Raw genomic sequence first — 14,489 nt, forward strand, 5'->3', positions numbered from 1 at the left:
AGCCCAAACGAACATCTCTGAGCCTACGCGCCAGGCGGCCATAAACCATATCTTTCTTATGGGGCCCCAGCACTATGCCAGTATACTTATAGGCCAACTCGCTGATTTCCTGGAAATCAGCATCGGACATCGCAAACTCTCGTGATCGATCAGAATCCACTTAAGAACCTTAACTCGCTAGTAATTGTCGTCCGGCAACCTGATCTGGATCAGCGATCAATTGCTCGCTAAGCTCCAAAATAATCACCATTTTTTCTTCGGTACTTCCCAAACCTTTAACATATTGCGCCTGACTCGTTTGGGAAAGCTCGGGAGAAGGCTGAATTTGAGAATGAGAAAAGTTATACACATCCGACACTGCATCAACCACGATTCCGATAACCTTGGCGTTAGACTCGGTTTCTACCGAAACGATTATCACAACCGTTTCATCGGTATAAGATAAATCTTTAATGCCAAAGCTATATCGCAAATCAACGATAGGAGAAACAGTCCCCCTCAAGTTCATGACACCTAGCACCTGACTTGGAGAATTGGGAATTGAGGTGATCTCTTCCCAACCTCTTATCTCCTGCACTGAAAGAATATTGATACCGAACTCTTCACCCCCCATAAAAAAGGTGAGGTATTGGTCGGTTGGCTCATCCTGCTTTGCATCATCGACTTCACCATTAATCTGTTCTAGCTTTGAATCTTGTTGCTCTGACATAGATTAAACCTTTTGTTTTATGCCGCTTCGCTATCGTCTGGCTCGGTAATCTTCTTATAGGCATCACGCCCAACACCAGCAAGCTTTATAAGCCCGCTAATATCCAGGATCAGTGATACAGTACCATCCCCAAGTATCGTTGCGCCGGATACACCAGGGACTGAACGATAGTTTTCCTGCAAACTCTTGATGACCACTTGCTGCTGAGCTAATAAGTCGTCAACTAACACCGCTACCTTAATATTGTCACCCTCGACAATAACGAGGAGACCATCATCAACCCGTTCATGATCTGCCTGAACGTTAAAAATATCCCAAAGGCGAATAATCGGAACATATTCGTTTCGAAGGCGAAGGACGTCACAGCCACCAGAAACGCGATGTATCATCTGATCCTGAGACTCAATCGATTCGACAATAGATACCAAAGGAAAAATATATACCTGCTGACCAACACGAATTAGCTGACCATCCAAAATTGCCAGAGTCAGTGGCAAGCGTATCGAGAACATACTCCCCTTGCCTGGAGTCGACTCAACCTCGACCGAACCATTTAAGTCCTGTATATTTCTGCGCACAACATCCATACCAACGCCACGCCCCGAAATATCGGTAACTTCTGCAGCAGTTGAAAATCCAGGCTGGAAAATTAAGTCGTGAATTTGCTCTGGTTCAAGATGATCGTTAGGCGAAACAAGACCGTTTTCGATTGCTTTCGATAAAATTCGATCTTCATTGAGGCCGGCACCGTCATCAATAATCTGAATAACAATGTTACCGCCCTGGTGAAATGCGTTAAGGGTAATCTTACCGGTTTCATCTTTGCCAGCGGCAAGACGCGCTTCTGGCGACTCTAAACCGTGGTCAAGTGAGTTTCGAACAAGGTGAACAAGAGGGTCGCCTATTCTTTCCATCACTGTTTTATCCAGTTCAGTTTGCTCACCAAGCAGAACAAGCTCAACTTTCTTTTCAAGACTCTTACTAATATCGTGAACGAGGCGAGGGAAACGTGAAAATGCAAAACTAATAGGAAGCATCCTAATACGCATGACACTCTCTTGAAGCTCTCTGGTATGAAGACTTAGCTGCTCTAAACCTTCCATCAACTTCGGCATCATATCGACCGTAAAGTCTTTGCCCAGTTCATTTAGCATTGACTGGGTAATTACAAGCTCGCCGACCATATTGATCAGGCTATCGATTTTGTCTGTGCCTACACGGATTGAAACGCTTTCAGGCTTACTTTCCTTTTTAACAGGCGCTGGCGCTTTACTCGCTTTCTCAACACTGGCACTAGATTCAACACTCGACTTAGACGCGGGCACATCTTCTGTCTTAACTGCTGAAACACCAACCGCAGCTTCAGCAACAACCGCTGGCTCTGCTGCTTCAGCATTTACCTCAGACTCTTCAGAAGCTTGCGAATCAATTTTCTCAATTCGAATATCCGAGTCATCAACGACCCACTCAAAGACTTCGTCTATTTGAGCTCTTTCGGCATCACCCTTAAGTACAATATTCCAAGCTAGATAGCATGCTTCGGGGTCTAGCGAGCCAAGTTCTGGCAGCTCATCAACAACACTGGAAACCTCGACTTCACCCAACTCAGACAGTTCACGAAACATACGTACTGGGTCATTACCAGTGCGCAAGACATCTGCGTCGGGTTTAAAATAGATAGTCCAACCATCAGAACCTTCGTCGGTTTCCTCGCTAGGACTTTCACAGTTTTCTGCTGTTTCACTGCCACCTTCCAGCAGAGCGTTGAACTGTACTCGCAACTCATCTGCCAACTTGGTTTCGCAGCTTTGACCGGCCTCAAGCTCATTGATCATAGTTCGGATACAGTCGACAGACTTCAGAAACAGATCGACATGATCCACTTCCATAACAAACTGGTCTGAACGAATAAGATCAAGCAGCGTTTCTACAACATGTGTAAATTCAGCAATCTCATTAAAACCAAAGGTACCACTACCACCCTTAATCGAGTGTGCAGCCCTGAATATTTCGTTTATCGCTTCAGAATCGAGATTCGAGATATCGATATTAAGAAGCGCAGACTCCATAACATCAAGCCCTTCATAACTCTCTTCGAAAAACACCTGATGAAACTGACTTAAATCAACACTCATTGTATTGGCCTGTCTACGCGTAGTTACATTAACGATTTTTTGTTCTTGGTAGCGCTGTACATTACAGAGGTAAAGCTTAGCCCATTACTTTCTTGATAGTCGCTAATAGCTGCTCTGGGTTAAACGGTTTTACCAACCAACCCGTAGCGCCAGCATTTTTACCCTGCATTTTCTTATCGCCAGCTGATTCGGTGGTCAACATTAAGATTGGAGTAAACTTATAATCCGGTAAGGTTCTGAGGTTCTTAACTAACTCAATACCATCCATTACAGGCATATTCACATCGGATAAAACCAGATCAACAGCAGTAGTTTTTGCTTTATCTAGTGCTTGCTGTCCATCTGCAGCTTCTATCACATCAAAGCCAGCACCTTTAAGAGTGAATGAAACCATTTGTCTCATTGAGGCAGAATCATCTACCGCCAATATTGTTGCCATCTACGTTCTCCCGTATGCGACGATTAAGCAATTTCCCTAAGAAATCAAAATTCAAAAACATTTAGTTAAGATTTAGCATTTGTTCCAAGCCCGCTAACTTAGCAGCCGCTTGCAACTCTTCGGACACGCTTCCCCAAGAAACTTCAGCCTCAGCAGTACGCATTGAAGTAAAAAAGGAAGCAAATAATTGCAAGGCTGCAGTATCCACTCTCGATACTTCTCCCGCACTGATAACGGTTGGAGATGCTAATTTAAGAATCTCTTCCATCTCATGATGTAGCGACTCAACCTTAGCGATATTCACAACACCTTCTAACTCAATTGCTGCTTCACTCATAATCAGCCTAAATCTCACCAAATAGTTATTTCTTCAACTAACTTTAGTAGCTATTTTCAGGAATACCACAAATCATAAACTGATTTTTTATCCCTAGATCGGCAATGAGAGGCTATAGAAAGGATTGATCATCAATGAAGCTTATTATTAAGCCAAGCCTTTGATGCAGCGATCTATTTTCGGCGAAACATCCTGGCTTGAAGAGCGTCTTCCAACTGCTTTTGCTCACGCTTGTCGGCAAGTGCGTTTTCCTCATCCTTGTAGCGCTGAATAAGGTCTGCCAAGCCTTTGGTTTTTTGGTGCAAAGCTGACCACTTTTCTTTGGTAATATTGAACGCTTTTTGTCCCTGATCAACAACAAGCTGTTGTTGCTGGATTGCGACATCAATTTGATTAACAAAGTGCAAGCTTGACTGCAATTGAGTAACGCTCTGGACGCTACCAAGGCCTCGCTTCATATCAGCAAGGTATTGATTATGATATTGTTTGAGATTATCCATTTGCGCAGTCTGATCGTCCAAATAGCGCTTTGCAGCTGTCATCTGCTCCAAAGCCGCTTGCTCGTTTCGCTCTGCCTGATCAAGAACTACCTTCAAACGCTGCGACTTCTTCATAGACAACCTTATAGACTGTAGCGCAAGCTAGATTATTGCGCTTGAGCTGCAGCAGCAATCGTTTGTGACATTTCCGCTATCGCTCTGGGCGCTTCAGACTCCTCAGTTAATCCCTGCCGCAGGAACTGCTTCATCTTTTCAATTCTTTCGATAGCAAAATCAGTTTGTGGGTCAGAACCTTTAACATAAGCTCCGACGCTAATTAAGTCTCTGGCTTGCTGATACCTTGCATAGATTTGTTTGAAGCGCTGTGCATTCTGTAAATGCTCAGCACTGATGATATGAGGCATAACTCGACTGATCGAAGCCTCGACATCGATCGCTGGATAATGGCCCTCTTCGGCCAAGCTACGAGAGAGCACGATATGACCATCCAAAATAGCCCTGGCGGCGTCTGCAATAGGATCTTGCTGATCGTCACCCTCAGTGAGAACCGTGTAAAAAGCAGTAATGGAACCGCCTCCTTTCTTACCATTCCCCGCACGTTCGACGAGTTGAGGCAGTTTGGCAAACACCGAGGGTGGATAGCCCTTTGTCGCGGGAGGCTCCCCCACAGACAATGCAATTTCACGCTGCGCTTGCGCATATCGAGTCAGTGAGTCCATTAACAAAAGCACGTTTTTACCCTGATCACGAAAATATTCCGCTATCCGAGTCGTTAGCATCGCAGCTCGCAGACGCATCAAAGGCGAGTCATCAGCAGGCGAAGCAATTACCACTGCACGCTTTAGCCCTTCTTCACCCAGGATATCCTCAATAAACTCTTTTACCTCACGTCCACGCTCTCCGATTAAGCCTACGACAACAATATCGGCCGTAGTAAATCGGGTCATCATACCCAAGAGCATACTTTTACCAACACCGCTACCTGCAAACAAGCCTATTCGCTGACCAACGCCGACAGCCAAGAGACTGTTTATGGCTTTAATCCCGACATCCAAGGACTCACGAATTGGCGCTCTGGCAAGCGGGTTAATCACCGCACCATTAAAAGGTATACGGGTTTCAGCTTCTAATGGACCGTGGTCATCCAATACGTTTCCGGCACCGTCAAGCACACGCCCAAGCAAGCCCCACCCTACAGCGACTTCACCAATGGAGTCAGCTGGCGTAACCAGGGCACCCGGCTTCAAACCATCCGCAGCAACAAGTGGCATCAAAAATGTACGATCATCCTCAAAGCCGACCACTTCAGCCTCGATCAAGTCACCCGAAACAGAATGAATAAGGCAACGATCACCAACAACACTTTGGCAACCAACAGCCTCTAAGGTAAGACCGACCATGCGCGTCAAGCGCCCGCTAAATTGTGGTGCCACCTGCGTCGGAACAGAATCAGCCAGTACACCAAGATTCGCAGCTATATTACTAGCAGTGTTGATTTCAAGCAGATCACTCATCTTCAGGGCCAGGTGTTAGTTGTTCATCTAATTCCCCAGAAGTACTGGTGTCCTCGGTATCCTCGGTGCCCGGCAACTCGGAATCTTGTATTTCATGATCAAGCTTGCGCAGTTCATCATCGCCTGTTTCAGGTTCCTCTTTCAAGGTGTCAGCCGAATAGTCACTCAGACTATCAATCGTCACTGGCACTTCTTGAGTACCTGAAGCTGTATTATTGACAGCGGTATCCAGCATACTCTGAACAGCTTTTTGAAATCGTTTTTCAACGGTATAGTCAATCACCTGAGCTGAAGTCTTCAGTAAGAAGCCACCAGCTATAACACTTGGATCTTTCACTAGCTCAATACCAGAACCTAAAGCCTCTAGTGCTTTTGAAACAGTTTCATAATCCTGCTCATTGACCTTTAACATTGCCCCTGAGTCCAGCGCTGGCAAACCTTCCATGACTCGAGACAAAGCCAGTGTAAGGCTTGCACTATCAATATTGAGCTCTCGGTGAATCACTGCTCTGGAAAGCGCAACCGCAACATTTAACATCGCCTCTTCAACGACTTGCTGTTGCTGCTGAATGGGGTTAACCAACTGGTTCATTAGGGCATCTAGCTGTGACAATTTTTCGGCAATTTCACCCTGGCCTTGGGCAACCCCTTGTTCGTAACCTTCACTTTTACCGGCCTCCAAACCTTCTGCATGACCCGCAGCACGACCGTCCTCTGAACCTTTAGCGAAACCATCTCGATGGCCTTCTTCAAAGCCGGAGTCATATGCCTGCTTAGTTATTGATTCAATTTGCTGTGCAGTCGGTGGTTTGACTTTCTCCTTTCTGGCGTTTTCTGCCTGACTAGCCGCACGACCGGGATCGCCAATATTCGGCAGCTCCCAGCGTTCGTAGGCGCTCAGTTCACCTAAAGGGACACGCTTGTTTTTGTCACTCATGCTATATCATCGCTTCGCCAGATCCGCCCAGCGCAATTTCACCGGATTCAGACAAGCGTCGAGCAATGGTGAGTATCTCTTTCTGCGCACCTTCTACCTCACTCACCTTAACAGGACCTTTCGCCTCAAGGTCATCACGGAGTAATTCGGCAGCACGCTTAGACATATTCTTAAAGATTTTTTCTTGTAATTCAGTATCAGCACCCTTGAGTGCAACAATAAGAATATCTGAGGAGACTTCCCTGAGGAGCGTTTGTATCCCTCTATCATCAACATCCTTGAGATTATCGAAGACAAACATCAGCTCTTCTATCTCAGTACCGAGTTCAGCATCAACTTCTTTGATACTATCCATCAAGTCGGCTTCAATAGTTGTATCAATAAAGTTCATAATATCTGCCGCACACTTGACACCACCGATCTTACTGGTCTTAGTCGCAGCGTTACCCGAGAACTGTTTTTCGAGAATATCATTCAGCTCTTGCAAAGCCTGTGGCTGAATGCTTTCGAGAGAAGCGACACGCATAATAACGTCAAGACGTACCTTTTCGTCTAATACGCCTAGCACTTCAGCAGCCTGATCTGATTCAAGATATGACAATACAATGGCCTGAATCTGTGGATGCTCATAACGTATAAGCTCCGCTACAGCACGACCATCCATCCATTTAAGCGTATCTAAACCAGTTGTATTACCACCAACAAGAATTCGGTCAATTAAGCTATCCGCCTTGTCCTGACCTAAAGCCTCTGTCAGCATATTCTTGATATACTCATCAGAACCGATTCCCATACCCGTTTGGGATCCGACAGCCTCCAGAAACTCGATCATTACCCCTTCGACCTGTTCCTGACTAATATCTTTCAATGCCGCCATAGAGGTACCCACCCGCTGTACTTCTTTTGGCCCCATATGCTTCAAAACCTGGGCAGCGTCCGCTTCACCCAGGCTCATTAGTAAAATCGCAGCAGCATCTACCCGCGAAACTTTTGGCAGCTTTTTATCGCCGTCACCATCAGTCATCTACATTTACCCATTGACGAATTACCTGAGCAACCCTAGCAGGGTCCTCAGCAATCAAACCTTTCAAGGCATTAAGTTGTCGATCAAAACCTTCCGAAGCCCCCGGTAACAGAAACTCATCAGAGGCACTCAAAGTAACTCGTTCTCCTGCCTCACCTTCACTCATGGCATCCATCTGTGCCAAACCGTCCTCATCTCCCGCTAAAGCAAGCTCTTTCGCTTGAGCGCCAGCTTCAGAAAGATTCTTAAACACTGGTCGAATGACGGTAAAGATAATAATCAAGGCGAACAACATTGCTATGCCTTTGGGCACCAGCTCTTTGAACCACGCCTGTTCCCATATTTCCGGCTCTTGTACGGCTTCCACAAACTTAGGTGCAAAAGGCGTATTAATCACATTTACGCTATCACCTCGTGCGGCTGAGTACCCTACCGCATTCCTTACCAATAGCGTCAAACGCTCAAGCTCTTCAGCCGTCCATGTAGTATAGCTTACCTCACCTGTTTCCGGGTTGATATTCTGTATATCATCAATTGCTACAGCAACCGTTAAGCGCTTTAGCCTACCTTGCTGGTGACGTGTGTAGCTGATTGTGCGGTCCACCTCAAAATTGCGAGTGGTTTGCTTACGCACATTTGTCGGTAAACCTCCTTCACCAGCGCCAGCACCGTTGGCTACTTCAGGGGCAGCACCCGCTGCGGGAGGCTGATTAGCAAGCGCGCCTGGTACACCGCCATCTGTCATCATCTGGCGCTGCTCATCCAAGGTTTGTTCACTTCGGACTGCTTGCATGTCAGGGTTGTAAAACTCTTCCGTTTCTTCAACCTGGGTAAAATCCACATCAGCCGAGACTTCTGACCTGAAACGATCCGCCCCGAGGATAGGACTCAATATACCTGTAATTCGCTCATTTAGAACTTTTTCCATTTTACGCGAATACTCAAACTCCCTTGAAACCAGCTTGTCTTCTTCGGACTCGTTGTTCCGAGACAATAGATTACCCTTTTGATCAACAACAGTAACTTTGCTCATATCCATTTCCGGCACACTTCCGGCGACGAGATTAACAATCGAGTCAACCTGCTCACGTGTCACTGGCCGCATAGAAGAGGTCTCGATCAAAACTGATGCACTAGGTTCTCTTGAGTCACGAACAAACACCGACCTCTTCGGAATAGCCAAATGAACTCTGGCGCTACGGATATTTCTGAAACTGGATATTGATCGCGCCAGCTCACCTTCCAGGCCTCGCTTAAATCGTGTCGACTCCATAAACTGGCTAGTACCCAAGGCCTGATCCTGGTCAAGGATCTCATAGCCGACACTGTTATCGCTTGTAATGCCATTCGCTGCCAGCTTCATTCTTGCTTCATGAACCCTGCCCGCTTCAACAAGCAATATGCCGGTACGGTGATCCATCTTGAAGTCAACACCATTCAAGTTAAGAATGCTTGAAACTTCTTCCAGGTCCTGAGCTTCTACCGAGCTCATCAACGGCTGATAGTCCGGCTCCTGAAGCCATAAAACAAGCGCCAAACCGAGGGCAACACTCGCGGCCAAACCTACCATCAAACCTACTTGCCGAAAGATTCCAAGCCGGTTTATACCGGTCATCAAGTCACTTTCAGTGCCGACAACGTCAGGCTCACCCGAGATACCACCCACCTGAGCGGGCAATGCTGAGTCTGTACCTGTATCTGTGGGTGCGAGTGCCATAAGTTAACCTTTTACTAAAATCCAAATAAGCAGTGCTTGTTCAAATACCAATCATTACAAACGAGAAGCAAACACTTAAACCGGCATTTTCATAATATCCTGATACGCCTGTACAACCTTATTCCTTACTTGCGTCAACGCCTGAAAAGATACCGATGCTTTCTGAGATTGCACCATTACCTGCGAAAGCGTAACGCTTGGGTCACCCTGCTCAAAAGCCTTAGCCATTTGACCCGCTTTTAATTGTGTATCATTGACCGAGCCAACCGCACTAGACAGCATGTCACTGAATTTAGGTGTTTGGCTCGCTTCCTGGGTGGCATTAATTTTTGTAGGAGATATTTCTTCAGTCTGAACCTGAGTTTTCTGAACCTGCGCACGCAGATTTTTCATCTCAGCCAGCACCTGATTGATATCTGCTCTAGCCCCTACGGAGTTAATCCCAGACATACATCCCCCTTGTCAAAATTTCGTTACTAAAAATACGCTTAAGTTAGTAACTGCATAAAGCGGGCCAATTCACAGACAAGCTGAAATTATAGATAGATTGGAAGGTTTAACATGATAGCATTGCTAATTCTTAGCAATAACAAAAAAAGGGAGCATACGCTCCCATACAGATCATCAGCAGATTGACGAAATCCTGTTGTAACAGGCAACTAGCAGAGCCACCCGTACACTCAATTCGATACCTAGGCAGCCATTTCAGCTGCAATATCGATACCCTGCTCTCTCATTTGAGCAAGCTTATACCTCAAGGTTCTTGGGCTAATACCTAGCTTCTCGGCAGCATTCTTCTTTCTGCCATTTTCTTGACGCAAGGTATCGATAATTATTTGATATTCTCGAAGCTTTAGATCTTTACCTAAACCTGTTCGAGAGTTTGGCTCAACCTCGACCTGCACCGACCTAACTTGCTCAGTCGGAACCTCTTGCTTGGATTCAAGTATCCAGTTAGCCGACTCGGATAAATCCAAGCATAGGTCGCTAACCTTAACCACACCATTGCAGGCCATAATCAGCGAACGCTGAATCGCATTATCAAGCTCTCGGACATTTCCCGGCCAATGGTATTGAGACAAGTAAGTCTCTACACCCTCACCAAACTCCATTTTTTCACGCTTCATTTTGCTAGAATGCTCAGCAAGCAAGCGTTTAGCCAGCGGCCAAATATCCATAGGACGCTCTCGCAAAGGCTTCCAGGCCATGGGAAACACGCTCAGACGATAATACAAATCTTCTCTAAACTTTCCTTCGTTTACGTACTCTTTTAAATCACGGTTTGTCGTCGCCAATACCCGTACATCCAAAGGAATCGCTTTTCTTCCGCCAACTCGCTCCACTTCACGTTCTTGCAGAACCCTAAGTAGTTTTGCCTGCAAGCCTAGATCCATTTCAGATATTTCATCTAGCAATAAGGTTCCGCCATTGGCAAGCTCAAACTTACCGGGCGAACTTGCATACGCGCCGGTAAAAGCCCCTTTCTCATGGCCAAACAGTGTTGCTTCTAGCATATTCTCTGGGATTGCTGCGCAATTCAAAGCAACAAAAGGTTTGTTCTTTCGCGATGATGACTCGTGAATATATCTCGCCAATACTTCTTTACCCGTACCACTTTCACCTGAAATCATTACTGTCGAATCAGATTCAGCAACTTTGCGAGCGACTTCAAAAAATTGCTTAGAGAATGGATCTTCAGCAACAGGCCCTTTCTCATCACTAGACTTTTCTTCAGATGTATCACCAAGCCCCAAAATTTTAATAATTGATTGAATTAAGGTTTTTGGTTCGAAAGGTTTTACTAAATAGTCTGCGGCACCACTTTGCATAGCTTCAACAGCCAGCTTAATTTGACCATAGGCAGTGATAAGCATCATCGGCAAACCAGGATATTTTAACTTAACCTGCTGCAAGAGCTCGTGGCCATCCATTCCCGGCATATTTACATCACTTATCACTACATCAAAATGCGCGTTTTCAAGCTCCTTCAATGCATTCTCAGCACAGTCCGCTTCTACGAAGCCCATCCCTGCAAGCTGTAATGTTGTACACAGTGCTTCTCTTAATTCCTTATCATCTTCCACAATTAATACTTTGGTCGCTGACATGACTTATTTACCTCTTAACACTGAGCAAAATTATTATTAGTAGGAGTAACATTAATTGACGGCAGGTCAATCATTGCAGTCACCCCTTTCTTGGATGAACGCATTCTGAAATTACCTTTATGCGCCTTAACAACAGACTGAACTACCGCCAGCCCAAGGCCAGTCCCTTTTTGCTTGGTTGTATAAAACGGTTCAAAAATCTTACTCCTGTGCTGGCCAGGAATACCAGGACCGCTATCTCTAATCACAAGACACACAGCCCCATCCTCCTTAACCCCAACACTAATCTTTATTGTTAATGGCGTTTCCTTGCTAACTGCAGAACATTCCCAAGCTTCAATACTGTTATTTACCAAATTAAGACAAGCCCCTACCAAGGCATCTTTATTGCATAAGACTTCAGCATTAGACGCTTCTATATCCCACTCGCTCTCAACACTTGCGGCATCCATCACTGGAACGGCTGCAAGCTTAAGCGCGAGTATGAAATCATTTAGCGGCATACGTTCAACTAAGCGCTCATCTCCTTTCGCGAAGATAAGCATATCCCTAATCTGATGTTCCAAATGCGTTAAACGAGACATTACTTTTTCCGACAAGTCCACGCGCATCGATTCATCTAATTCAGGCTGACAAAGGTGGCCCGCATACAACATTGCTGTAGATAAGGGCGTACGAATCTGATGAGCAAGGCTAGCAACCATCTTACCCAAAGAGCTCAAACGTTCGGCCCTGCTTACTTGCTCCTGCAACAATCTTGTTTCAGTCAGATCACTAAGGAGTACCAGCTGACCCGGCCCGGATGACATAGAACGAGTTTCAATTTTCACTCTTCGGCCATCTTTTAAAGAAACCTCGTGTCCATCATCGTGCTTTGGCGAAAAACTTCTCGCAATAACATCGACCCAGGCCAAACCTTTCAGCGGTTCGCCAAGTAGATCCATTGCCGCAGGATTACATTCTGTGACTAAACCTTTTTCATCTAGAACAACAACACCTGCCGGAAGCACCTCCAACAAGGTAGACAAGCGATTAGCTAGGTCTTCTTTTTCCTTGCGCTGTGCTTGCTTTTGACTTTCTTCAAGTGAAAGATCACTCTTGAGTTGACTAACCTTGTTCTCAAGGTTTCGGTATGATGAGGTTAATTGCGAAGACAAGTGGTCAAACAAGGACAAAGCTTCTTCGACTTTCTGCTCACCGTTATCTTGAGTAGAGTCAATTTGTCCCTGAAATTTGAATGCAGCATTACCCTCTATTGAAGTGCTGCCAGAACTATCATGCGCAACGCGCGAAACACGTGCATTGATTGCCTCCGAGCTAATAAAAGCAGGTTCATCTATCCAGGTTGCTAGTTTTTGTTGTCCCATGGCTTACCTACATCATTCAGTCAAAACAGTGTGGAATACTATTCGCTTATTTGTCAGCCAAACGCTCTGCGCAGCTCAAATAAGCTTTAACAACCTGATCTAAGCACTATGTAGGCCAAAGTATTTTTTTTCTTTATTATCAGCAACTTAATTGTAGCAATATGATAACAACCCGAAAGATAAGACAATTTTATGACGCCATAAAACGAAAAAAGCACGCAAAACTGCGTGCTGACATATTTTTGACTGAGCAAGAATAGTTAAGAAATATAATACCTAGGCATTCAAGCCGTATTTGCGCACCTTTTCAACCAAAGTTGTACGACGTATACGAAGTTTTTCGGCAGCGCGAGCAACCACACCAGAAGCCTCATCCAAAGCTTGTTGAATAAGCGACTTTTCCAAATTTGCCAGGTAATCCTTTAGATCGATACCATTTACAGGCAACAAGGCTGGTGAATCCATACTCGCCATTCCAGGGGCATTTTGTAGCTGCAGATCATCGGTCTGAACAACGTCATCAGTTTCTTCTATATGGCGATATTTTTGCGGTAACTCCTGAACACCAACAACATCATAAGGGTGCATAATACCCAGGCGCTCGACAAGGTTAGCCAACTCACGAATATTTCCAGGCCACTCATGACGACATAGACTCAGTATTGCAGCAGAATTAAATCTGATTGAGCCACGCTTCTCAGTCTCCATCCTTGAAATCAGCTCATTGAGCAGAAGAGGGATATCTTCAACACGATCTTTTAGTGCAGGCATCTCAATAGGAAATACATTCAAACGGTAATAAAGGTCCTCACGGAAATCACCACTGGTAATCATATCCTCAAGGTTTTTATGCGTTGCCGCAATGATACGAACATCAGTGTCTAATGTTTTATTTCCCCCAACCCTTTCGAATGTCCTCTCCTGCAAGACCCTTAGAATCTTAACCTGCATGTTCAGCGGCATGTCGCCAATTTCATCTAGAAAAAGCGTACCACCTTCAGCCAGTTCGAATCGACCTGCACGCGCAGTAATGGCGCCGGTAAAAGCACCCTTTTCATGACCGAACAATTCACTTTCCAACAACTCCGCCGGAATAGCACCACAGTTGACAGGCACAAAAGGCTTGTTTCTACGGTGCGAATTATAATGCAAGTTCCTGGCAACTACTTCTTTACCAGTACCCGATTGCCCTGTAATCAAGACGCTCACATCTTTATCCGCAACCTGTGCCATTAAAGCTCTAACATCTTGAACGCCGCGACTAGTACCTACAAGACTTCTAAAAAGCTCTACCTGACGCTGCTTACCACGCCCTGTTTGCGCCGAGTATTGTTCACGATAAACCTGGGCACGATATAAACTATCTAGCGTCTTATTATAGTTAAGAGGATAATCAAGTTGCGCAATGACCTTTCGTCTAAGAATATCATCAAGCCCGTCTAGAGCAGCATCACCTAGCCCTAGCACAGGAACACCCTCATCCCACTCATGTAAATCTTTAACGATCTGCTCAACCGGCTCCGAGTCTGCTCCCAAAAAAACGACACTTAAGTGCTCTGGCTCAATTGCATGCTCTTCAATAGTAGAGCGCCAACCTGACAAGGATGCGCTAAGAACACTTTCACCAAGAAAGGATAAAATAACAGAGATATCACGAAGCACTTCTTGGTTATTATGCATAACCAAAACTTTCATATCCTGG

13 protein-coding genes and 1 pseudogene are annotated in these 14,489 nt (G+C 45.4%); all 14 read right to left on the reverse strand.

Features of this window, described 5'->3' with window-relative positions:
• A pseudogene (locus A3735_RS32300) lies at window positions 1–130 on the reverse strand (chemotaxis protein CheR); the annotation flags it as partial.
• A 39-nt stretch (window positions 131–169) separates the two neighbouring features.
• Window positions 170–709: a chemotaxis protein CheW gene (locus A3735_RS20230; protein ID WP_068516563.1), complete on the reverse strand. Its 540-nt coding sequence runs from the start codon at window positions 707–709 to the stop codon at window positions 170–172.
• Between the two features lie 17 nt (window positions 710–726).
• Window positions 727–2,844, reverse strand: a complete 2,118-nt coding sequence (locus A3735_RS20235; protein ID WP_068516564.1) for a chemotaxis protein CheA — start codon at window positions 2,842–2,844, stop codon at window positions 727–729.
• A gap of 76 nt (window positions 2,845–2,920) precedes the next feature.
• A complete protein-coding gene (locus A3735_RS20240; RefSeq protein ID WP_068508193.1) occupies window positions 2,921–3,283 on the reverse strand; it encodes a response regulator in 363 nt (120 codons plus the stop codon).
• Window positions 3,284–3,344: 61 nt separating this feature from the next.
• Entirely contained in the window at window positions 3,345–3,620 is a 276-nt protein-coding gene (locus tag A3735_RS20245) for a lipid asymmetry maintenance protein MlaB (RefSeq protein WP_068507368.1), read from the reverse strand.
• Between the two features lie 173 nt (window positions 3,621–3,793).
• A complete protein-coding gene (gene fliJ / locus A3735_RS20250; RefSeq protein WP_068508195.1) occupies window positions 3,794–4,234 on the reverse strand; it encodes a flagellar export protein FliJ in 441 nt (146 codons plus the stop codon).
• Between the two features lie 32 nt (window positions 4,235–4,266).
• A complete protein-coding gene (gene fliI / locus A3735_RS20255; protein WP_068508197.1) occupies window positions 4,267–5,634 on the reverse strand; it encodes a flagellar protein export ATPase FliI in 1,368 nt (455 codons plus the stop codon).
• Window positions 5,627–6,571 carry a FliH/SctL family protein gene (locus A3735_RS20260; protein ID WP_068508199.1) on the reverse strand — a complete coding sequence of 315 codons (945 nt, stop codon included), beginning with the start codon at window positions 6,569–6,571 and terminating at the stop codon, window positions 5,627–5,629. Before A3735_RS20260 ends, fliI begins: the two co-directional genes overlap by 8 nt.
• Before the next feature lies 1 nt (window position 6,572).
• Window positions 6,573–7,595, reverse strand: coding sequence for a flagellar motor switch protein FliG (fliG, locus tag A3735_RS20265; RefSeq protein ID WP_068508201.1), 1,023 nt, complete (start codon window positions 7,593–7,595; stop codon window positions 6,573–6,575).
• The gene (gene fliF / locus A3735_RS20270; RefSeq protein WP_068508202.1) at window positions 7,588–9,312 is read right to left on the reverse strand and encodes a flagellar basal-body MS-ring/collar protein FliF; all 1,725 of its coding nucleotides are present in this window, start codon (window positions 9,310–9,312) and stop codon (window positions 7,588–7,590) included. Before fliF ends, fliG begins: the two co-directional genes overlap by 8 nt.
• 75 nt (window positions 9,313–9,387) lie before the next feature.
• The gene (gene fliE, locus A3735_RS20275) at window positions 9,388–9,762 is read right to left on the reverse strand and encodes a flagellar hook-basal body complex protein FliE (RefSeq protein WP_068508204.1); all 375 of its coding nucleotides are present in this window, start codon (window positions 9,760–9,762) and stop codon (window positions 9,388–9,390) included.
• Between the two features lie 242 nt (window positions 9,763–10,004).
• Window positions 10,005–11,420 carry a sigma-54 dependent transcriptional regulator gene (locus A3735_RS20280; RefSeq protein WP_068508206.1) on the reverse strand — a complete coding sequence of 472 codons (1,416 nt, stop codon included), beginning with the start codon at window positions 11,418–11,420 and terminating at the stop codon, window positions 10,005–10,007.
• A gap of 14 nt (window positions 11,421–11,434) precedes the next feature.
• Window positions 11,435–12,787: a PAS domain-containing sensor histidine kinase gene (locus A3735_RS20285; RefSeq protein WP_082865320.1), complete on the reverse strand. Its 1,353-nt coding sequence runs from the start codon at window positions 12,785–12,787 to the stop codon at window positions 11,435–11,437.
• Between the two features lie 276 nt (window positions 12,788–13,063).
• Window positions 13,064–14,467, reverse strand: a complete 1,404-nt coding sequence (locus tag A3735_RS20290) for a sigma-54 dependent transcriptional regulator (RefSeq protein ID WP_369808198.1) — start codon at window positions 14,465–14,467, stop codon at window positions 13,064–13,066.
• Window positions 14,468–14,489 lie beyond the last annotated feature (22 nt).

It is taken from the genome of Oleiphilus sp. HI0061, from assembly GCF_001635675.1.

Bases quoted from the DNA above. Each gene is read 5' to 3' on its own strand.
- A3735_RS20230 (WP_068516563.1), bottom strand. From the start codon at position 709: ATGTCAGAGCAACAAGATTCAAAGCTAGAACAGATTAATGGTGAAGTC.
- A3735_RS20235 (WP_068516564.1), bottom strand. From the start codon at position 2,844: ATGAGTGTTGATTTAAGTCAGTTTCATCAGGTGTTTTTCGAAGAGAGT.
- A3735_RS20240 (WP_068508193.1), bottom strand. From the start codon at position 3,283: ATGGCAACAATATTGGCGGTAGATGATTCTGCCTCAATGAGACAAATG.
- A3735_RS20245 (WP_068507368.1), bottom strand. From the start codon at position 3,620: ATGAGTGAAGCAGCAATTGAGTTAGAAGGTGTTGTGAATATCGCTAAG.
- fliJ (WP_068508195.1), bottom strand. From the start codon at position 4,234: ATGAAGAAGTCGCAGCGTTTGAAGGTAGTTCTTGATCAGGCAGAGCGA.
- fliI (WP_068508197.1), bottom strand. From the start codon at position 5,634: ATGAGTGATCTGCTTGAAATCAACACTGCTAGTAATATAGCTGCGAAT.
- A3735_RS20260 (WP_068508199.1), bottom strand. From the start codon at position 6,571: ATGAGTGACAAAAACAAGCGTGTCCCTTTAGGTGAACTGAGCGCCTAC.
- fliG (WP_068508201.1), bottom strand. From the start codon at position 7,595: ATGACTGATGGTGACGGCGATAAAAAGCTGCCAAAAGTTTCGCGGGTA.
- fliF (WP_068508202.1), bottom strand. From the start codon at position 9,312: ATGGCACTCGCACCCACAGATACAGGTACAGACTCAGCATTGCCCGCT.
- fliE (WP_068508204.1), bottom strand. From the start codon at position 9,762: ATGTCTGGGATTAACTCCGTAGGGGCTAGAGCAGATATCAATCAGGTG.
- A3735_RS20280 (WP_068508206.1), bottom strand. From the start codon at position 11,420: ATGTCAGCGACCAAAGTATTAATTGTGGAAGATGATAAGGAATTAAGA.
- A3735_RS20285 (WP_082865320.1), bottom strand. From the start codon at position 12,787: ATGGGACAACAAAAACTAGCAACCTGGATAGATGAACCTGCTTTTATT.
- A3735_RS20290 (WP_369808198.1), bottom strand. From the start codon at position 14,467: ATGCATAATAACCAAGAAGTGCTTCGTGATATCTCTGTTATTTTATCC.